This window comes from Enterococcus avium ATCC 14025, from assembly GCF_000406965.1.
In the GTDB taxonomy this organism is placed as follows: Bacteria; Bacillota; Bacilli; order Lactobacillales; family Enterococcaceae; genus Enterococcus_A; species Enterococcus_A avium.
The window spans coordinates 21,935-41,993 of record NZ_KE136363.1; the positions used below are offsets into that span (position 1 = coordinate 21,935).

The window sequence follows — 20,059 nt, forward strand, 5'->3', positions numbered from 1 at the left end:
CTAACATAGAACCTGATATTGGTAATTAGGTTGCAACGATGATGATAGAGGATAAATACTTCCGCAAGGCTCCCGTAGACTGAGGAGAGGTGAAAACCTATGCGCTTTACCTAGAGCGGTTTAAAAGTGAAAACTAAATAGAATAATTTAATTTAAAGCAAGTGCCATATAGTTAAGTGTTGTTTTTTACTAATGGTAAGATAATGCTAGGTGGTGACAATTAAAATTAATAACGTAATCACTAAACAGGATCTCAATGATTTAAAAGCCAACATTGTTCAAGAAATATTGGTAGCACTCAATCTCAAATTAGAGAACCGATACTTAGCTAAAAAAGAAGCATGTAAGTATTTAAAAATCTCAAATAATACGCTGGATAAATGGATTCTACAAGGTTTTCCTGTGCTACGAATTAACGGCGTATTAAGATTTGATCGGATTGCGATTGATAAGTGGTTAGATGAACGAGTATAATAGGCTCATATCATCTTTGACTCGCAATCGAAGGAGATAGTAACACATGAGTATTTCAAAAACAAAGAGCGGCTCATATCGGGTACGAAAAAAATACCCTAAAGACATTGTAAGTATTTTGAAATTGAGTAGTGCGTCATACGACAAAATTTTTTCAACAAGGAAAGAAGCAAAGCAAGCAGAGGTTGATTTTGAAATTAAAGTAGCTTCTGTACGCGAAAATAAAGAAAAAATCTTTAACAAATCACTCGGAGATTTGCTTTTTAAAGATTTTTTTGAAAGTGAGTATTGGAGTGATTACAAGGATGGTTTAACTAGTTCTCATCCAACCGCTCCTACGCCAGCTACAATTAGAAATACTGAAGATATTTTTCGTTTACACTTGTTGCCAATGTTTGGAAAATATTCTCTTGACTATTTGAATGAACATAAGCAATTTGTAGTAAAACAAATGAATAAGAAAGCTAAGGAGTATGCGAATTTTAAATCAGTCAGAAGCTATTTTATACAGGTAATGGATTTGGCGGAAGAATATGATTATATCGACTATAATCGATTGACAAAGCCGTTAAGAAAAATTAAGTCCTCTAAAAAGAATCAATTGAAAAAATTAAAAAAAGAGGAAGAAAAGTATCTGTGTGAAAGAGAACTCCTGCTATGGTTCGATGCTGTTGAAAAAGATTATGTAGATGGGCTATTGAATATTCAAGAATATACATTATTTTGGACGACTTTTTTCTTATCGGATCGTAAATCAGAAAGTTATGCGCTTCAATGGAAACATGTTGATTTAAATGAAAATCGTATCTATCTTTCCCAAGCCCTTGATCGTTACGCTAACGTTAAAGCGACAAAGGGAAATAAAAAGAGTGTAATGATGATTCCAGCTCCTTTAAAAAGGATTTTATTGGACTGGAAAAAATATCAGAAAAAAGAGCTTTTTCAGTTTGGGATTAAGCAGAAGGGCGACCAGTTTCTTTTTACTTACACCAATCGTAAGGGAGAAATTAATCAAAGGCTGCATACAGACTATTTAAATCGTCGCATGCAGGTCATTCAAAATCGTCATCCAGAGTTAACCAACTGCACACCTCACAAACTGCGACATACTTCTGCTACATTAGCCAAAATGAAAGGGATGTCCTTAGAAAAGATTTCCGAAGGATTAACTCATTCAGAAATTGCTACTACTAAAATATATGTAAATGACAATAGTGTTATTGAATTAACTCCAGCTTCTTTTGCATATGATGAAATAATGAGTACCGCAGCGAAATAGGTGGGGAAATGGTGGGGAAAATGGTGGGGATTTCAAAAAAAACACCTTCCATCAAAGATGAAAAGTGTCATAAAACCTACTATAATAAGTATGCGCCCTGAGGGAATCGAACCCCCGTCTCAAGAACCGGAATCTTACGTGATATCCACTACACTAAGGGCGCAAGCACGATTATTAGTTTAGCATATTATTTTAAAAAAACAAGGGGAAAGTATATGAAGTTTCAACAAGGTTATTCGCAAAAGCAGCAGCAAACCCAAAAATTAGCGATGACACAGGAGCTGCAGCAGGCGATTCAAATATTACAATTTAATACTGAGGAGTTGCAGGACTATGTTGAAACAGTTTCTTTAGAGAATCCATTGTTTGACGTAGTTGCTCCGAAAATACAAAGTGATTTAATGCAAATGCACAGTGGTGCAGTTAAGGAAGAATCCTTCATTCAAATTGCCGATCACCCTGTTTCGTTATTTGAGCATTTAATCAATCAGATACATTTGAATTATCGTGATACCTTTATTCGTGAGATTATGCTGGTCTTGGTAGAGTATATCGATGTTAATGGATATTTGAAAGTTGATGAAGAAGAAATAAAGGATGAGTTAAACGCGACAGATATTCAATATCTGGATGCTTTAACGCTTTTGCAGCAATTAGATCCGCCGGGTGTTGGTGCAAGAAATTTACAGGAATGCTTGATGCTCCAGACTGAGCAAGATGATTATGCGCCAGAACTAGCTTATCTATTATTAGAAGAATCCTTTGATGCGATTGCAAAGAGGAAATTCGAGCAGATTGCTAAAGAATATCAAATCAGCTTGCCGCAGGTTCAGCAAATTTTAGATTATATTCGGACATTGAATCCATTCCCAGGAGCAAGCTTTGGCGGGCAGGATTCCAATTTTATCATTCCGGATCTCACTTTAGTAAGAAGAGAAGGACGATTAGTTGTATTATCAAATAAGCGAGGGCAGCTAAGGCTGAATTTTCAGGAAAATTATTTTAATCGTTTGAAACAGCAAGCGGACGAAGAAACCAAAATTTACCTGAAAGAAAAACTCCAGCAATTTGAATGGCTGAACAAAACGCTGGGACAGCGAAAAGATACCATTTTAGAGGTTGGAAAAATCATTGTTCAGCATCAAGCCGCGTTCTTTGAAGAAAAGCAGGGGGCATTAAAGCCGTTGATGCTTAAAGATGTGGCGAAACAATTGGAAGTTCATGAATCAACGATCAGTCGTGCGGTCAATGGAAAATATATTGAAACTGACTTTGGTGTTTTCGAACTGCGCAGCTTTTTTGTCAATAAAGTCAATGATGAGGATACCTCTGCGGATGAGGTCAAGCAATTAATTGCATCGTTCGTTGAGCAAGAAGATAAACGTAAACCGTTATCTGATCAAAAAATAGTGGAATTACTCGCAGAAAAAGAGCAAAAAATCTCTCGGAGGACGGTCGCAAAGTATCGAGATGCGTTAAATATTCCCAGCTCTTCGAAAAGAAAACGTTTTGATTGAGCCAAGTAAAAAAACTTGGCTTTTTCCTTGCGTATAAGGCGCAAAACTGTTACACTTTGTCATGTAAGAAATCAGCAAATTTCAAATCAGTAATTTGAGTTTCTTGCATTTTTTTTAAAATTCATGGGTCGCTAAAAGTCTATGAGGGACTACTTAAGTCCAACGGAGGAATTCCTTTGTTAAGTGAATTAAGAGTACTTGAAGCAATCGCCCCTGATGTGCTAGAGGTTGTCAAAAAGAGATATCGCATTATGCAGAATATTTTTTGGATGCAACCAATCGGTCGAAGAAACTTAGCTGATTCATTAGGTCTTACCGAGCGAGTATTACGTGGGGAGACGGATTATCTTAGAGATCAGCGTTTGATTGATGCAACGAAGAGCGGCATGTTATTAACTGAAAAGGGCGAGGGGCTGTTACAGCATTTAGAACTATTGATGGAACAGTTTACCGGAATGGATCAGTTAGAAAAACAACTTGCTTCACTTTTTAAGATCGAACGATGCTTGATCGTTTCTGGTAACAGTGATGAGCAGGAAAAGGTAATTGGTGAATTTGGTGAGTTAGTTGATGAGGCTTTGCAGCGTCAACTGCCAGAAGGCCGAAATATTATCGCAGTGATGGGCGGAACTACGATGGCGGAAGTTGCCAGACATGTCAGTCCATTAGAAACAGTCAAACGACATAATCTTTTTGTTCCAGCTAGAGGAGGTATCGGCGAAGCCGTATCAATTCAAGCAAATTCAGTCAGTGCCTTGATGGCAGCCAATGCTCATGGGGAGCATCGTGCATTATATGTCCCAGAGCAATTAAGCGAAGAGGCGTATCATACTCTGCTGAAAGAACCTTCTATCAGAAGTGTCTTGGCGATGATTAAAGAAGCCAATTGTGTAGTTCACAGTATTGGCCGAGCATTGCACATGGCAGCAAGACGAAAAATGTCTGAAGATGAGATTGTTCGTCTGAAACAAAAAAATGCCGTTGCAGAATCCTTTGGGTACTTTTTTGACGAGAACGGAGAGATCGTTCATAAGGTGCCGCGTATCGGATTATCCTTAGAGGATATTCAAAAGATGCCGACGATTCTTGCAGTCGCTGGTGGCAAGAGTAAAGCCAAAGCCATTACAGCGTATATGAAAAATGCTCCACAACAAACGTGGCTCATCACCGATGAAGCTGCGGCAAACGAGATTTTAAAAGGGACATCCCCTTTAAAATAAATATATTTTTTGATTCCATAAGGAGGAAATCTTAAATGACAGTAAAAGTTGGAATTAACGGATTTGGACGTATCGGACGCTTAGCATTCCGCCGTATCCAAGATGTAGAAGGATTGGAAGTTGTAGCTATCAACGACTTAACAGACGCTAAAATGTTGGCTCACTTGTTAAAATATGATACAACTCAAGGTCGCTTTAACGGAACTGTTGAAGTTCACGAAGGTTCATTCAACGTGAACGGCAAAGAAGTTAAGGTTCTTGCTAACCGCAACCCTGAAGAATTACCTTGGGGAGAACTAGGAGTAGATATCGTATTAGAATGTACTGGATTCTTCACTTCAAAATCTGCTGCTGAAAAACATTTAACAGCTGGTGCTAAACGTGTTGTTATCTCAGCTCCTGGTGGTAACGATGTTCCAACAATCGTTTACAACACTAACCACGAAACTTTAACTGGTGACGAAACAGTTATCTCTGGTGCTTCATGTACTACTAACTGTTTAGCTCCTATGGCTAAAACTTTAAATGACGAATTTGGCGTTGTTGAAGGCTTAATGACAACTATCCACGCTTACACTGGTGACCAAATGACTCTTGATGGACCTCACCCTAAAGGCGACTTCCGTCGTGCGCGTGCTGCTGCAGCAAACATCGTGCCTAACTCAACTGGTGCTGCTAAAGCAATCGGTCTAGTTATTCCTGAATTAAACGGTAAATTAGACGGAGCTGCTCAACGTGTTCCTGTTCCAACAGGTTCATTAACTGAATTAGTAACAGTTCTTGACAAAAAAGTTACCGTTGATGAAGTAAATGCAGCAATGAAAGCAGCTGCTAACGAATCATTCGGTTACAACACTGACGAAATCGTTTCTTCAGATATCGTAGGTATGACTTACGGTTCATTATTTGACGAAACTCAAACTAAAGTTATGACTGTTGGCGACCAACAATTAGTTAAAACAGTTGCTTGGTATGACAATGAAATGTCATACACTGCTCAATTAGTTCGTACTTTAGAATATTTCGCAAACCTATAAGATTTATTTTAAACGAAAAAGAACATTGTCTGAACAAGGCGGGGAAGCGACGCGCTTCTCCGTTTTTTTCGTAAGTTTATCATTGGCTCTTTTGTCAAAAAGAGTTGTATAATAATAAAGATTTAAAAAAATTATTTGGAGGTTTTCTTTCATGGCAAAAATGACAGTTAAAGATCTTGACTTGAAAGACAAGAAAGTTTTAGTTCGTGTGGACTTTAACGTTCCTGTTAAGGATGGCGTGATTACTGATGACACTCGTATCAAAGCGGCGTTACCAACAATCAACTACATTTTAGAACAAGGCGGCAAAGCAATTTTGTTCTCTCACCTAGGTCGTGTGAAAACAGAAGAAGATAAAGCTGGCAAATCATTAAAACCAGTTGCTGAACGTTTAAGCGAATTATTGGGTAAAAATGTAACGTTTGTACCTGAAACTCGTGGCTCTGAATTGGAATCAGCAATCGCAGACATGAAAGACGGCGACGTGGTTGTCTTTGAAAACACTCGTTTTGAAGATATCGACGGTAAAAAAGAAAGCGGAAATGACGCTGAATTGGGTAAATACTGGGCTTCATTAGGCGATGTATTCGTTAATGACGCATTTGGTACGGCTCACCGTGCGCACGCTTCAAACGTAGGTATCGCTTCTACTGGAATTCCAACTGTTGCTGGATTCTTAATGGAAAAAGAAATTAAATTCATCGGCGAAGCTGTGGAAGAACCTAAACGCCCGATGGTTGCGATCTTAGGTGGCGCGAAAGTTTCTGACAAAATCGGCGTAATCAAAAACTTGATTCCTAAAGCTGACAAAATCTTAATCGGCGGCGGAATGACTTATACATTCTACAAAGCTAAAGGCATGGAAATCGGTAACTCATTAGTTGAAGCTGATAAAGTGGATTTGGCGAAAGAATTGATCGAAGCAGCTGGCGACAAATTAGTTTTACCAGTTGACTCAATCACAGCGGCTGAATTCTCAAACGATGTTCCAACTGAAGAACATACTGGTGATGTTCCTGCTGGACAAATGGGTCTTGACATTGGACCAGAATCAATCGCTTTATTCGCTCAAACATTAGAAGGCGCTAAAACAGTTGTTTGGAACGGACCTATGGGTGTGTTCGAAATGAGCAACTTCGCTCGCGGAACAATCGGTGTTTGTGAAGCAATCGCTAACTTGAAAGATGCTACAACAATCATCGGTGGTGGGGACTCTGCAGCTGCAGCTGAACAACTTGGCTTTGCTGACAAATTCACTCACATCTCAACTGGTGGCGGTGCAAGTCTTGAATTACTAGAAGGTAAAGAATTACCAGGTCTTGCAGCAATCAACGACAAATAATCAGAAAAGTATTTCGAGCTCGTTCAGCTCTCAAGCAGTAAGTAGGCACTGTTCTACATTAGCTCCGCTTATTGTTGAAGAGAGCTAGCTCGTAATACTAGACAATAAAAATTCAAAAAGGAGTTTTTTTAAATGCGTAAACCAATTATCGCTGGTAACTGGAAAATGAATTTAACTGCATCAGAAGCAAAAGATTTTGCTGAAGCAGTGAAAAACAACATTCCTGCTAATGATAAAGTAGATTCAGTGATCGGGTCTCCTGCTTTATTCTTACAAGAATTAGTTGAAGCAGCTAAAGGCACTGACTTAAAAATCTCTGCTCAAAACTGCTACTGGGAAAATGCTGGAGCATTCACTGGTGAAACTTCACCTGCCGCTTTAGCTGATCTTGGTGTGGATTATGTCATCATCGGCCATTCAGAACGTCGTGAATACTTCCACGAAACAGACGAAGAAATCAACAAAAAAGCCAAAGCGATCTTTGCTAACGGCATGTTGCCAATTCTTTGCTGCGGTGAGTCTTTAGAAACCTATGAAGCTGGCAAAACAGCTGAATGGATCGAAGGACAAATCAAAGCTGGCTTAGCTGACCTTTCTGCTGAACAAGTTTCAAGCATGGTCATTGCTTATGAACCAATCTGGGCTATCGGTACTGGTAAATCTGCGGACGCACAAATTGCTGATGAAATCTGCGGCGTTGTTCGTTCAACAGTTGAAGGTATCTACGGCAAAGAAGTTTCTGAAGCTGTTCGTATCCAATACGGCGGTTCTGTGAAACCTGAAAACATCGCTGAATACATGGCAAAAGAAAACGTTGACGGTGCTTTAGTCGGCGGAGCAAGCTTGAAAGCTGACTCATTCTTAGCTTTATTAGAAGGCGCAAAATAATTTTTATAGAAAATTGCGGCTTTTGTTTGCAACTGCCGGCGATTTTCACTAATATTGGTTATAAGGGTTTTTAACCCTTTAATAAAAACAAATTTTAAAGGAGAGACAAAACATGTCAATTATCTCAGACGTTTACGCACGCGAAGTCCTAGACTCACGTGGTAACCCAACAATCGAAGTAGAAGTTTATACAGAAGACGGCGCATTCGGCCGCGGTATGGTTCCTTCAGGTGCTTCAACTGGTGAATACGAAGCCGTTGAATTACGTGATGGCGACAAAGCTCGTTACGGCGGTAAAGGTGTTACTAAAGCAGTTGATAATGTAAACAACATCATCGCTGAAGCAATCATCGGCTACGACGTACGTGACCAAGCTGCTATTGATGCTGCTATGATCGAATTAGATGGCACTCCTAACAAAGGTAAATTAGGTGCGAACGCTATTCTTGGTGTTTCTATTGCTGTTGCTCGTGCAGCTGCTGACTTCTTAGAAATCCCATTGTACAACTACCTTGGCGGATTCAATACAAAAGTTTTGCCTACTCCTATGATGAATATCATCAATGGTGGATCACATGCTGATAACTCTATCGACTTCCAAGAATTTATGATCATGCCTGTTGGCGCTCCTACATTCAAAGAAGCTTTACGTTATGGTGCAGAAGTATTCCACGCTTTAGCTTCAATCTTAAAAGCTAAAGGTCTTGCTACTTCAGTTGGTGACGAAGGAGGATTCGCTCCTAACCTTGGTTCTAACGAAGAAGGTTTTGAAGTAATCATCGAAGCAATTGAAAAAGCTGGCTATGTACCTGGTAAAGACATCGTTCTTGCTATGGATGCTGCTTCTTCAGAATTCTACGACAAAGAAAAAGGTGTTTACGTTTTAGCTGATTCAGGCGAAGGCGAAAAAACAACTGAAGAAATGATCGCATTCTACGAATCATTAGTTGCTAAATACCCAATCATCTCAATCGAAGACGGCTTAGACGAAAACGACTGGGAAGGTACTAAGAAATTAACTGAAGCTTTAGGCGATAAAGTTCAATTAGTTGGTGACGACTTGTTTGTTACAAACACTGAAAAATTAGCTAAAGCAATCGATATGGGCGTTGCAAACTCAATCCTTATCAAAGTTAACCAAATCGGTACTTTAACAGAAACATTCAACGCTATCGAAATGGCTAAAGAAGCGGGCTACACTGCAGTTGTCTCTCACCGTTCTGGTGAAACAGAAGATTCAACAATCTCTGATATTGCTGTTGCAACAAATGCTGGTCAAATCAAAACTGGTTCTCTTTCACGTACTGACCGTATTGCTAAATACAATCAATTATTACGTATCGAAGACCAATTGGGTGATGTTGCAGAATACAAAGGAATCAAATCTTTCTACAACTTAAAAAACAACCCATTCATCGCTAAATAGTAGTGAATAAAAAGCTGTGAGGAATTTCCTCACAGCTTTTTTATTTACTCTTGATGCAATGCTTGAAGTGCATGTGCAACAGTTGGGTGTTGAATGGGGCAATTGGTTTGTTTCTCCCATAACTGCTGGAATTGCTTTTCTACTTCAGGCTGCATGGAAGTGAAGACCAGTTTTTGGTTTTTCAATCGTGCTACAGAGAAATAATCAGCAAATGTGTCAAGGGCTGTTACATCGATACTTGGTACTCCGCGAAGGGAAAAGATGATTCCTTCTTTGTCCACCACTTGGTCTAACTCTTGTTTCAATTGACTCGCAGACATGAAGAATAATGGCCCGGTGATGTAGATGACTGCCCAATCAGAGCTTACATCAGAATGAGGCAGTGCCATTCTTTGCCAATCAATTTCTTCAGTGACGATAGAAATTCGAGCACTTTTTGCAATAAAGAAAATGCATCCGCAAATAACACCGATGACAATCGCGATGCTCAAATCAAAGATAATCGTACTAAGCATTGTTACAAAAAACAAAAGGATGGCTGTTCGATTTTTTTGCTGAATCATCGTTTTTATCGTCGTCCATTCATGCATTCGCCAGCTGGTTATCAGTAGAACACTGGCAAGAGCTGCCATAGGAATTTGGGACATGATCGGAGCAAAAATGATCATAGAAAGAAATAGAAAAAGTGCATGGAAAATTCCTGCCAAACGTGTCTGAGCGCCTGATTTTATCGCGACACTGGTTCTTGCAATTGCCGCTGTTGCTGGTATACCACCGAAAAAAGGTAGAATCATATTGCCGATTCCTTGAGCGATCAGTTCTTGATTACTGTCGAGATCTTTGCCTGTCATGCGACCAGCAGAGGCACCGCAAAGCAAGCTTTCGATCATACCCAGCATCGCGATACTGACAGCAGGGAAGAATAATTGTTTGATCAGAGAGAAGTTAAGCGTTGCTATATGGAGCCGTTCTCCTGTTAATAAGGATGTCGGAATTTTCCCGACCTTTGCAACAGGAAGCTGGAAAAGAATAGAAGCAAATGTGGCTAAAATAATTGCAACGAGTGACGCTGGTAAAAATTGGCTCCATTTCTTGGGATAAAAAACTAAGAATAACAAAACGATGATGCCCAATAGAAGAGTCGGTAAATCTGGCGTAAAATTAAAGCGATAGCTCATCAATTTTGCTAAAGCACTATCTCCAACGGAGGTCGTACCGAAAAAGTTATCAATTTGTCCTAGAGCAATAATGATAGCAATTCCTGAAGTAAAACCTGTGATAACAGGTGAAGGAATGAAGGAGGTGAGATTTCCCAGCTTGAATAAGCCTGCAATCAATAAAATGGCACCTGCAATAAAAGTAGCAACTAAGACACCAGCTAAACCCTGGGTAGCAATAATCCCCATGAGAATGGCGGCCATAGCGCCTGTTGGTCCAGAAATTTGGTAAAAGCCCCCGGAAAGACTGCCGATCACAATTCCTGCGATAATGGCTGTGATCATCCCGGCTGCCGCATCGGCTCCGCTAGAAACTCCAAAAGCCAATGCAAGCGGTAGTGCTACAGCAGCGACAGTTAATCCCGCTAATAGGTCCTTTTGAAGCTTCGCCTTGGAATAATGGCGAAACTCCTGTTGTAATAAATTTTTATAACGCTTAATCTTAAAACACTCCTTTTTCAAAATACGATAAAAGCCCGTTAAACAACGGGCTTTAGTAAAGATTTAAACACCTCTTTTACTATAAAATAGTAGCAATAAAAGCACAATGGTTTTTTTATCATTTTTAAAGCAGGTAGCGCTTTTTTGCAGAGATTCAGCATTTTTCATGGTACTTTGATATACTAGATTCAAAAGAGAGATCTATGAGGAAGTGAGAAAGATGGCAAAAGATGAATTACAGCAGCATTTAGACAAAGGTCGTTTTGGCGCGGCACGCGTGAATCCAGACGAACAAAGAAAATATTTGGGGACATTTCGTGAACGTTGTTTTGCAAGTATGACGATAAAAGAGATGAGAAATCAACAGGATCGCGAGCACCTGATTTCGGAAATCCAAAAGTATCCTGAAGGAAAGCTGTTGATAAATGGGGCAGTTGATGGGAATTTACAGAATGAGTTTATTGCTCTAGCTTCTAAAAATTCTGTTGACTTCACGATCGTTAATGATGCTACCGTAGATTCGGAAGAAAGTATTGGGGTATTATTAGTGACCGATCATGCGGTGAATCAAGAAATTATCGACATCGAAGAAAAATATTCGTCTCAAAATGACAATGAAACAGTTGAAACAAAGCCAAAGAAGAGCTTTTTCGGTAGATTGTTTGATTAAATAACTGTAAGCAACGAAAAATTACAGTTGACATTTTCTCGAAGTGTCGCTATTATATTGCTTGGGCACCCTTTTAGTAGGGTCAAGTGTTTAGTGAATTCAAAGCTCCCTATTCGATTGGATAGGGAGCTTTCTTTGTTTTTTCTAGACGTTTCCTGCAAATTAGTATGAAGGAGTTTTTTCATTTATGACAAAGTATATTTTTGTAACTGGCGGCGTAGTTTCATCAATAGGTAAAGGGATCGTAGCAGCATCTTTAGGTCGTTTGCTTAAAAATCGAGGATTGAAAGTGACGATTCAAAAATTCGATCCATATATCAATGTCGATCCGGGTACGATGAGTCCATACCAACACGGAGAAGTTTTTGTAACAGATGATGGTGCTGAAACGGACTTAGACTTAGGTCACTATGAACGTTTTATCGACATCAACTTAAATCAATACTCCAACGTAACGACAGGAAAAATCTATTCAGAGGTTATTCGCAAAGAACGTAAAGGTGAATACTTAGGGGCAACTGTCCAAGTAATCCCCCATATCACCAATGAAATTAAATCAAAAATCATGCGTGCGGCGAAGATGACAGACTCAGACGTGATCATAACGGAAGTCGGCGGAACGGTTGGGGATATCGAATCCTTGCCATTCTTAGAAGCGTTGCGCCAAATGAAAGCAGAAGTTGGCGCGGATAATGTAATGTATATCCATACTACATTGATCCCTTACTTAAAAGCAGCGGGTGAAATGAAAACCAAACCGACACAACACAGCGTAAAAGAGTTACGTGGTTTGGGAATCCAACCAAATATTTTAGTTGTCCGTACAGAATCACCGGTTTCTCAAAGTACCAAGAATAAATTGGCTCAATTCTGTGATGTAGCGCCAGAAGCAGTGATTGAATCTCGCGATGTTGAAACTCTTTATTCTATTCCTTTAGCGTTACAAGCACAAGGAATGGATCAAATCGTTTGTGATCATTTAAAAATCGATGCACCTGTAGCTGATATGACGGAATGGCGTGCATTGGAAGAAAAAGTTCTGAACCTTAAGAAGAAGGTCAAAATTGCTTTAGTTGGGAAATATGTGGAACTGCCAGATGCTTACATCTCCGTAGTTGAAGCATTAAAACATTCTGGTTTTGCTTATGATTCAGATATCGAAGTGGAATGGATTCAATCTCAAGATGTTACACGAGAAAATGTTGCGGAAGTGCTAGGCGATGCGGATGGTATCTTGGTTCCTGGCGGATTTGGCGATCGTGGGATCGAAGGGAAAATCGAAGCGATTCGTTATGCTCGTGAAAATGATGTGCCATTCTTAGGAATTTGTCTAGGGATGCAAATGGCATGTGTAGAATTTGCCCGCAATGTGGCTGGCTTGGAACAAGCGGATTCAGCAGAAACAGTGCCAGACACACCAAACAATATTATCGATTTGATGGCGGATCAAGAAAACGTTGAAAACTTAGGTGGAACGTTACGTCTTGGTTTGTATCCATGTAAATTGAAAAAAGGCAGCAAAACTGCTGCTGCGTATGGAAACGAAGAGGTGATTCAAGAACGTCACCGTCATCGTTATGAGTTCAACAACCAATACCGTCAATTATTTGAAGACAAGGGACTCGTTTTCTCAGGAGTTTCTCCTGACAATCGTTTGGTTGAAATTGTTGAAATTCCAGAAAATAAATTCTTCGTGGGCTGTCAATTCCATCCTGAATTGATCTCTCGTCCAAATCGTCCTCAACCATTGATCAAAGCCTTCGTAGGTGCGTCATTGGAAAGTAAAGAAGCAAAATAGTAATTTTGACTGAAAGGCATAGACGCCTTTCAGTTTTTTTATATTAAAAAAGCAAAAAAGTTGAAATGTAAAGGTTTTATCGGATGGTTAGCAGTAGCAAAGATGGGAAAACTTTGATAGAATTAACACGTTAGTTAAGCATGGCTTAACCAAATAGTAAAAAACCTTAGGAGGAATTTTTTATGCCAGTAGTATCAGGAGCAGAATTCTTAAAAGCTGCACGTAAAGGCGGATATGCAGTTGGTGGATTCAACACAAACAATTTAGAATGGACTCAAGCAATTCTAAAGGCTGCAGAAGCTAAAAAAGCACCCGTTCTTATCCAAACTTCAATGGGCGCAGCAAAATACATGGGCGGATACAAAGTTGCTAAAGACATCATCACTGATTTAGTAGACTCAATGGGTATCACTGTACCAGTTGCAATCCACTTAGACCATGGTGACTATGAAGCTGCTTTAGAATGTATCGAAGTTGGCTACACTTCAATCATGTTTGATGGTTCTCATCTTCCATTTGAAGAAAACTTGAAATTGGCTAAAGACGTTGTTGAAAAAGCTCACGCTAAAGGTATCTCTGTTGAGTGTGAAGTTGGTTCAATCGGTGGTGAAGAAGACGGAATCATCGGTGCTGGTGAATTAGCTGACATCGACGAATGTGTACAAATGGTTGCTACAGGTATCGACTACTTAGCATGCGGTATCGGTAACATTCATGGTGTATACCCTGAAAACTGGAAAGGTCTTGCATTTGACCACTTACAAGCGATCGCTGATGCTGTAGGTAACGATGTTCCTTTAGTATTACACGGTGGATCAGGTATTCCTCAAGAACAAATCCAAAAAGCAATCTCAATGGGTGTTTCTAAAGTCAACGTTAACACTGAATTCCAATTATCATTTGCTAAAGCAACTCGTGAATACATCGAAGCTGGCAAAGATAAAGAAGGAAAAGGCTTTGACCCTCGTAAATTGTTAGCACCAGGTGTTGCTGCAATCGTTAAAGATGCTGAAGAACATATTGACTGGTTTGGTTCAGCTAACAAAGCTTAATTAGATTCTTTTAGTCTCGGAGCAACTGTTCCGAGGCTTTTTTTGTACAATCAATTTATTGAAGGTTTTCACGGAGAAGTTCTCTACTGCTTTTGTAAGTAGTTAAAAAACTAAAAATTTTAAAAATACAAATAATTTCACCGAAGTAAGAATGCTTGGAGATAAAAAATAGCTACCTGATATCCGAATCTAATTGAAGCATGAAAAAGCTGCTTATTTTCTTGTGAGATTTGAGAAAGCTTCCTTTTTATACAGGCAATAATATGCTAGAATGGATAATGGTCTATAAACTTCAAAATAATTAATTAGGTGAAAATAAATGAGAAAAATCGAAATTCATGGTGGAAAGCCATTATCAGGTAATATTACAATCAGCGGCGCGAAAAACAGCGCGGTCGCATTAATTCCAGCAGCAATTATGGCGGATTCGCCAGTAACTTTAGAAGGTGTTCCAGACATTCAAGACGTGCATTCCTTGATCGAGATTTTAGAGATTATGGGAGCAAAAGTGTCTTTTGAAGATAATCGAATGGTGATTGATCCAAGCAATGTTGTTTCAATCCCGATGCCAAGCGGCAAAATCAATTCATTGCGTGCTTCTTATTATTTCATGGGTGCTTTATTGGGCAAATTCGGTGAAGCAGTTGTCGGCTTACCAGGTGGATGTTTCCTAGGACCTCGTCCGATTGACCTGCATATCAAAGGATTTGAGAGTTTAGGTGCGGAAGTTTCGAATGAACATGGCGTGATCTATTTGCGAACAGATGAAGACGGCTTAAGTGGGGATCGTATCTTTATGGATGTGGTTTCCATTGGTGCGACGATCAATGTGATGCTTGCTGCGGTAAAAGCTAAAGGCAAAACGATTATCGAAAATGCTGCCAAAGAACCTGAAATTATTGATGTTGCAACATTATTGAATAATATGGGTGCGAAGATTCGCGGTGCTGGTACGGACGAGATTCGAATCGAAGGAGTCGAGGAATTGCATGGCTGTGTCCATTCAATCATTCCTGACCGGATCGAAGCAGGGACTTATTTGGCCTTGGCTGCTGCGATGGGCGAAGGGGTAACTGTTCATAATGTGATCTATGAGCACATCGAAAGCTTTATCGCAAAACTAGAAGAAATTGGTGTGGAAATGAATATCTCAGAAGACAGTATTGAAGTGCTGCCGTCTAAGAACTTAAAAACGGTCGATGTCACAACATCTCCATACCCAGGCTTTGCAACGGACTTGCAGCAGCCAATCACACCGCTATTATTAAAAGCCCAAGGGACAGCTGAAATCGTTGATACGATTTATTCAAAACGGGTAAATCATATACCAGAATTAGTCCGCATGGGCGCTGATGCTCGCGTGGAAGGCAACTTGATCGTATTAAATGGCTCGAACAAATTACATGGTGCAGAAGTAGTAGCTTCTGATTTACGTGCAGGTGCTTGTTTAGTTATCGCTGGATTAATGGCAGAAGGCAAAACCACGATTTTTAATGTAGAATACATTTTACGAGGCTATGATCATATTATTGAAAAACTGACAGCTCTTGGTGCTACTATCGAAATGATCGACGAGGAAGAGGCGGAATAATGAGCGATTATTTAACAATGGCGGAACTTGAAAACAAGACGCTAAAAGAAATTTATGCTTATGCAAAAGACTTTAAAATTCCTTATTATAGTCAAATGAACAAAAAGGAATTATCGCTGGCTGTGATTCGAGCACAGGCAGAAAAACAAGGCTTCTTTTATATGGAAGGTGTCTTGGATATTGTTGGACAAGACGGTTACGGCTTTTTGCGTCCGATCAATTATGGATCAAGTGCGGAAGATATCTATATTTCTTCCTCACAGATTCGTCGTTTTGGTTTGCGAAACGGAGACAAAGTGGCGGGAAAAGCTCGTCCGCCAAAAGAATCAGAGCGTTATTATGGTTTGATGCATGTGGAAAGTGTTAATGGTAAAGATCCAGAAGAAGCCAAAGAACGTCCGCATTTTCCTGCATTAACAGCTCTTTATCCTGAGAAACAATTAGTTTTAGAAACAACTCCCGGTCGTTTGTCTACACGAATGATCGACATCTTCTCACCGGTAGGATTTGGTCAACGTGGCTTAATCGTTGCACCGCCTAAAGCCGGAAAAACAACAATCCTGAAAGAAATCGCCAATGGTATTACTGATAACTATCCCGATGTGGAACTGATTGTTCTCTTAATTGACGAACGTCCAGAAGAAGTGACGGACTTAGAACGCAGCGTGAAGGGCGATGTGGTTTATTCAACCTTTGATCAACAGCCACAAAATCATACTCGGGTATCCGAATTAGTTTTAGAACGCGCGATGCGTTTAGTCGAAGATAAGCGTGATGTAGTCATTTTGATGGATAGTATCACTCGGTTGGCTCGTGCTTATAACTTAGTCGTTCCCCCAAGCGGTCGGACATTAAGCGGCGGGATCGATCCAGCTGCGTTATATAAGCCAAAGAAATTCTTTGGTGCCGCTCGTAATATTGAAGAAGGCGGAAGTTTAACGATTTTAGCAACTGCGTTAGTTGATACCGGTAGCCGGATGGATGATGTCATCTATGAAGAGTTCAAGGGAACCGGGAACCTAGAATTACAATTATCTCGAGAATTATCCGAACGTCGAATCTTCCCTGCCATTGACATCAAGAAATCAGGTACACGTAAAGAAGAATTATTAATGGCACCATCTCGTTTGGAGGAAATCTTTAAGCTACGTAATAATATGACTGGCGACTCCTTAGAATATACGTCACAATTTGTTAATTTCTTGAAAAAGACAAAGAATAACGACCAAGTTTTCAAAGCTTTCAAAGATGTTTCATTCGGGGGAAAAACCGTGCGAAGAAATCAAAAAAGATAATTGCATTGTCGAATCATTCATGATAGTATATTCATGTTGCAAATTGCAAAAATAACTCTGAACCAGCAAATGATTCAGGGCAAAGGAGCGAAAAAACTATGAAACAAGGAATTCATCCAGAATATCATCCAGTTGTGTTTATGGACTCAACTACAGGTTTCAAATTCTTGTCAGGTTCTACTAAAACTTCACAAGAAACAGTTGAATGGGAAGACGGAAACACTTACCCAGTAATCCGTGTCGAAGTTACTTCAGACTCTCATCCATTCTATACTGGACGTCAAAAATTCACTCAAGCAGATGGACGTGTCGATCGTTTCAACAAGAAATACGGTCTCAAAGACGCCAACGCAGAGGAAAAATAAAAATTCTGTTCAAACAGACTTTAGCGAGCTTTCTATATTGGGAGCTCGTTTTTTGTGTATTCAAAAAAATTGATTTGTTGGAATACCTCAAAGATTATTTTTGTTATACTGGTACTGTGTTTAATGAACGTTTAAAATGATTAGGCGAGGTGCGAAAATGATTATCAATTCATCGAAGAAGGCATTACCTTTATTTAATCAGCTACCTGAAGTGGCGGATAAAAAACGGGCGAGAAGTTTTTCAGATAAGAACCCGCTTTTTTCTTGGCATGCCAATTACTTCAATGTTAAACGAAAGAAAGTTTTATTATTGGTTAATGATTTGACGTATTTTCCGATTGTATTAATCGGAATCGACGCTCAAACTAAGAAGCAGTTAGGGAAAATTATTCCCGCAGCAATCGAAGAAGTATTCCAGACTGCTGGAATTCCTCAGACAAAAATTGCTGAATATCTTGATTTGGCTGGTGATATAGAGGTAAGTGCCGGATATAATCGTGTGATTACTGGAATCATTAATAACATGATCACATCCATGGAATATCATGGAACGTTTAATTTGGATATATTGGTGGATGTTAAGCATAGTCTTTACTTAGCAGATTCTTCTTATAAAAGTGAGTTTCCGCTAGATAATTTACGAGAAGTTTTTAAGAAGCCCTTAGTTCTTCACGATGTTTCGCAAGAAGATGTAGAGAAAAAATATGTGGTAGAAAAAAATTGGAAAAGTCTAGCTGACTTCAAAATAGTTGATTTTTCTGATGAAGAATATGATTCGGCGTTGGCAAACAATCGCTTGATTCTTGCAGCGTTTCAACAATACCTTGAACAGCATGAAAAATTAACAAAGAAGACCGTAAATAAGCATCTAACCAATATTGAAGATTATCTCAGCGGGTATTTAATTTTTTATGGCTATGATTTAGCAGTATCTAATTTTGAGGTGATTAGCGACTTCTTTAGTTGGGGAGCTAGAAAAAATGTCTGGATCAGTGAAAGTGCGGTTAAGAAGGCCGGCTCATCTATGAAGAAGTTCTATCAATTTTTGATTGCAGCTGGGGAAGTGAATGAATCAGCTATGCCGGAGATTCGAGAGCAACTCGAAATTGGCGTGGATGATGGGATCATGACACTAGAAATGATGGATGATTGGTATTAGTCTATAAATTTTATAAGTCTAAGAAGAAAAGCGAGTTCTTCTTAGGCTTATTTTTTTGCTGGTTAATCCTATGTCAGATTAATTGTTGAATAGGAAAAATTTTGATATGTTTGGTTAGTAGAATAATCTATCGATGAAATCAGGTGGAATGAAAATGTATAAGAAGAGTTGCGGGATTATTGTTTTGTTGTGTCTTTTTTCGCTTTTTTCTGTAAAAGTAGAAGCCGCGCATCAGGGACTGACTATCGAGCAGCAGAAGGAAGCGCTTGAGCGCTATCCTCATTTTTATCAGGCGGCATTTTCTGACAAAGAGGAGAATACTGATTTTGGTATGTATAAGATTCCAGGACTATATGAGACGAAATCACTTAATCTGGGAACGAATGGGATTGTTAATAGTCGTACAATGACACCGCAGGGAATAGCCGTGACAGAAAAATATTTATTGATTTCAGCATACAGTCACGATCATCAGGATCATTCCGTAATCTACGTATTAGATCGTCAAACCCATCGTTATATTAAGACAGTCGTCTTGCCGGGACGGCCGCATCTTGGCGGGATAGCCTATGATCCAAAGCATAAACGAGTGTGGGTCACAACTGGTGGACCGCTTGCCGGTCTGGCGTCCATTGATTTGAAGGAGTTAGAAGACTATCAGCTTAAAAAGGACAGTGTCATTTCATACCATCAGCAACTAGCATTAAAAGAAGTGTCTCATGCTTCTGCGCTGACGTATACATCTGGTGTTTTGGTTGTTGGCTATTTTACTTTGAATGAATATGGACGCATGGCGACTTATCGGTTAAACGATCAGGGAGATTTAACGATTGCTTCACATGAAAAGATCTCTAGTTTTGATCAAGGAGAAAGGGTGCATTCAGGCGTAACACCTGTTCCTGCATCGCAATTTGCTCGTTCTTTGGGTTCGTGGAAAACGCTGGATATGATTCAAGGCTTGACTTTTTATCAAGATTATTTATTGATGTCTCAGTCTTGGGGACCTGATCGTCCAGGTAAAATTTACTTCTTTAACCTGGATAAAGTGGATAAATTTTTCTCGTTTAAGGATGCAGAATTTTCCATCGATACACCGCCGTATGTCGAACAAATTACAGCGGTAGATGATCAGCTGTATACACTTTTTGAAGGTGGGGCGTGGCCTTACCGAACGAGAAATCCAGTATTAGTTGATCACGTTATCCAATTAACGATCAAGGAGTTACTTTCTAAATAGCTTGCTGCTGGACAAAGCTTCCTTTTTATTAACGTATCTGAAAGCCAAAGT

Annotated in this window: 17 protein-coding genes and 1 tRNA gene; 16 read left to right on the forward strand and 2 right to left on the reverse strand. The window is 39.5% G+C overall.

From position 1 onward, the window contains the following. Positions 1 to 210 precede the first annotated feature (210 nt). Positions 211 to 474 (forward strand): helix-turn-helix transcriptional regulator, encoded by a 264-nt coding sequence (locus OMU_RS10235; RefSeq protein ID WP_016179843.1) that lies wholly within the window; start codon positions 211 to 213, stop codon positions 472 to 474. 46 nt (positions 475 to 520) lie between these two features. Continuing rightward, a complete protein-coding gene (locus tag OMU_RS10240; RefSeq protein ID WP_016179844.1) occupies positions 521 to 1,753 on the forward strand; it encodes a tyrosine-type recombinase/integrase in 1,233 nt (410 codons plus the stop codon). Between the two features lie 91 nt (positions 1,754 to 1,844). Here OMU_RS10240 and OMU_RS10245 read toward each other — a convergent pair. After that, positions 1,845 to 1,916, reverse strand: a tRNA-Arg gene (locus tag OMU_RS10245). Positions 1,917 to 1,968: 52 nt separating this feature from the next. Here OMU_RS10245 and rpoN point away from each other — a divergent pair. The 6 genes from rpoN to eno all read left to right on the forward strand — a co-directional run bounded on the left by rpoN (position 1,969) and on the right by eno (position 9,183). After that, positions 1,969 to 3,270, forward strand: coding sequence for an RNA polymerase factor sigma-54 (gene rpoN / locus OMU_RS10250; RefSeq protein WP_016179845.1), 1,302 nt, complete (start codon positions 1,969 to 1,971; stop codon positions 3,268 to 3,270). 176 nt (positions 3,271 to 3,446) lie between these two features. Beyond that, positions 3,447 to 4,490 (forward strand): sugar-binding transcriptional regulator, encoded by a 1,044-nt coding sequence (locus OMU_RS10255; protein ID WP_016179846.1) that lies wholly within the window; start codon positions 3,447 to 3,449, stop codon positions 4,488 to 4,490. Between the two features lie 35 nt (positions 4,491 to 4,525). Next, entirely contained in the window at positions 4,526 to 5,527 is a 1,002-nt protein-coding gene (gap, locus tag OMU_RS10260) for a type I glyceraldehyde-3-phosphate dehydrogenase (protein WP_016179847.1), read from the forward strand. 151 nt (positions 5,528 to 5,678) lie between these two features. Further along, the gene (locus OMU_RS10265; protein ID WP_016179848.1) at positions 5,679 to 6,869 is read left to right on the forward strand and encodes a phosphoglycerate kinase; all 1,191 of its coding nucleotides are present in this window, start codon (positions 5,679 to 5,681) and stop codon (positions 6,867 to 6,869) included. Positions 6,870 to 7,001: 132 nt separating this feature from the next. Next, positions 7,002 to 7,757, forward strand: coding sequence for a triose-phosphate isomerase (gene tpiA, locus OMU_RS10270; protein WP_010744522.1), 756 nt, complete (start codon positions 7,002 to 7,004; stop codon positions 7,755 to 7,757). Positions 7,758 to 7,869: 112 nt separating this feature from the next. Beyond that, entirely contained in the window at positions 7,870 to 9,183 is a 1,314-nt protein-coding gene (gene eno / locus OMU_RS10275; RefSeq protein ID WP_010739546.1) for a phosphopyruvate hydratase, read from the forward strand. Positions 9,184 to 9,227: 44 nt separating this feature from the next. Here eno and OMU_RS10280 read toward each other — a convergent pair whose 3' ends face one another. Continuing rightward, positions 9,228 to 10,862 carry a SulP family inorganic anion transporter gene (locus OMU_RS10280; RefSeq protein ID WP_016179849.1) on the reverse strand — a complete coding sequence of 545 codons (1,635 nt, stop codon included), beginning with the start codon at positions 10,860 to 10,862 and terminating at the stop codon, positions 9,228 to 9,230. A 199-nt stretch (positions 10,863 to 11,061) separates the two neighbouring features. Between OMU_RS10280 and OMU_RS10285 the strand changes: the two genes are divergently transcribed. From OMU_RS10285 to OMU_RS10320, 8 genes are all read left to right on the forward strand, one after another. Then, positions 11,062 to 11,511, forward strand: a complete 450-nt coding sequence (locus OMU_RS10285; RefSeq protein ID WP_016179850.1) for a YueI family protein — start codon at positions 11,062 to 11,064, stop codon at positions 11,509 to 11,511. 187 nt (positions 11,512 to 11,698) lie between these two features. Further along, a complete protein-coding gene (pyrG, locus tag OMU_RS10290; RefSeq protein ID WP_016179851.1) occupies positions 11,699 to 13,309 on the forward strand; it encodes a CTP synthase in 1,611 nt (536 codons plus the stop codon). Between the two features lie 182 nt (positions 13,310 to 13,491). Then, positions 13,492 to 14,361, forward strand: a complete 870-nt coding sequence (locus OMU_RS10295; RefSeq protein WP_010744528.1) for a class II fructose-bisphosphate aldolase — start codon at positions 13,492 to 13,494, stop codon at positions 14,359 to 14,361. Between the two features lie 319 nt (positions 14,362 to 14,680). After that, positions 14,681 to 15,952, forward strand: a complete 1,272-nt coding sequence (gene murA, locus OMU_RS10300) for a UDP-N-acetylglucosamine 1-carboxyvinyltransferase (protein ID WP_016179852.1) — start codon at positions 14,681 to 14,683, stop codon at positions 15,950 to 15,952. Further along, positions 15,952 to 17,247 (forward strand): transcription termination factor Rho, encoded by a 1,296-nt coding sequence (gene rho, locus OMU_RS10305; RefSeq protein WP_016179853.1) that lies wholly within the window; start codon positions 15,952 to 15,954, stop codon positions 17,245 to 17,247. Before murA ends, rho begins: the two co-directional genes overlap by 1 nt. Before the next feature lie 98 nt (positions 17,248 to 17,345). Beyond that, positions 17,346 to 17,612, forward strand: coding sequence for a type B 50S ribosomal protein L31 (locus tag OMU_RS10310; RefSeq protein ID WP_010744532.1), 267 nt, complete (start codon positions 17,346 to 17,348; stop codon positions 17,610 to 17,612). 157 nt (positions 17,613 to 17,769) lie between these two features. Next, complete coding sequence (locus OMU_RS10315; protein WP_016179854.1) at positions 17,770 to 18,771, forward strand: DUF6933 domain-containing protein; 1,002 nt, start codon at positions 17,770 to 17,772, stop codon at positions 18,769 to 18,771. Between the two features lie 154 nt (positions 18,772 to 18,925). Next, complete coding sequence (locus OMU_RS10320) at positions 18,926 to 20,008, forward strand: YncE family protein (protein ID WP_016179855.1); 1,083 nt, start codon at positions 18,926 to 18,928, stop codon at positions 20,006 to 20,008. Positions 20,009 to 20,059 lie beyond the last annotated feature (51 nt).

Excerpts from the sequence above, each read along its gene's own strand:
- OMU_RS10240 (WP_016179844.1), top strand. The coding sequence starts at position 521 with ATGAGTATTTCAAAAACAAAGAGCGGCTCATATCGGGTACGAAAAAAA.
- rpoN (WP_016179845.1), top strand. The coding sequence starts at position 1,969 with ATGAAGTTTCAACAAGGTTATTCGCAAAAGCAGCAGCAAACCCAAAAA.
- gap (WP_016179847.1), top strand. The coding sequence starts at position 4,526 with ATGACAGTAAAAGTTGGAATTAACGGATTTGGACGTATCGGACGCTTA.
- OMU_RS10265 (WP_016179848.1), top strand. The coding sequence starts at position 5,679 with ATGGCAAAAATGACAGTTAAAGATCTTGACTTGAAAGACAAGAAAGTT.
- tpiA (WP_010744522.1), top strand. The coding sequence starts at position 7,002 with ATGCGTAAACCAATTATCGCTGGTAACTGGAAAATGAATTTAACTGCA.
- eno (WP_010739546.1), top strand. The coding sequence starts at position 7,870 with ATGTCAATTATCTCAGACGTTTACGCACGCGAAGTCCTAGACTCACGT.
- OMU_RS10285 (WP_016179850.1), top strand. The coding sequence starts at position 11,062 with ATGGCAAAAGATGAATTACAGCAGCATTTAGACAAAGGTCGTTTTGGC.
- pyrG (WP_016179851.1), top strand. The coding sequence starts at position 11,699 with ATGACAAAGTATATTTTTGTAACTGGCGGCGTAGTTTCATCAATAGGT.
- OMU_RS10295 (WP_010744528.1), top strand. The coding sequence starts at position 13,492 with ATGCCAGTAGTATCAGGAGCAGAATTCTTAAAAGCTGCACGTAAAGGC.
- murA (WP_016179852.1), top strand. The coding sequence starts at position 14,681 with ATGAGAAAAATCGAAATTCATGGTGGAAAGCCATTATCAGGTAATATT.
- rho (WP_016179853.1), top strand. The coding sequence starts at position 15,952 with ATGAGCGATTATTTAACAATGGCGGAACTTGAAAACAAGACGCTAAAA.
- OMU_RS10310 (WP_010744532.1), top strand. The coding sequence starts at position 17,346 with ATGAAACAAGGAATTCATCCAGAATATCATCCAGTTGTGTTTATGGAC.
- OMU_RS10315 (WP_016179854.1), top strand. The coding sequence starts at position 17,770 with ATGATTATCAATTCATCGAAGAAGGCATTACCTTTATTTAATCAGCTA.
- OMU_RS10320 (WP_016179855.1), top strand. The coding sequence starts at position 18,926 with ATGTATAAGAAGAGTTGCGGGATTATTGTTTTGTTGTGTCTTTTTTCG.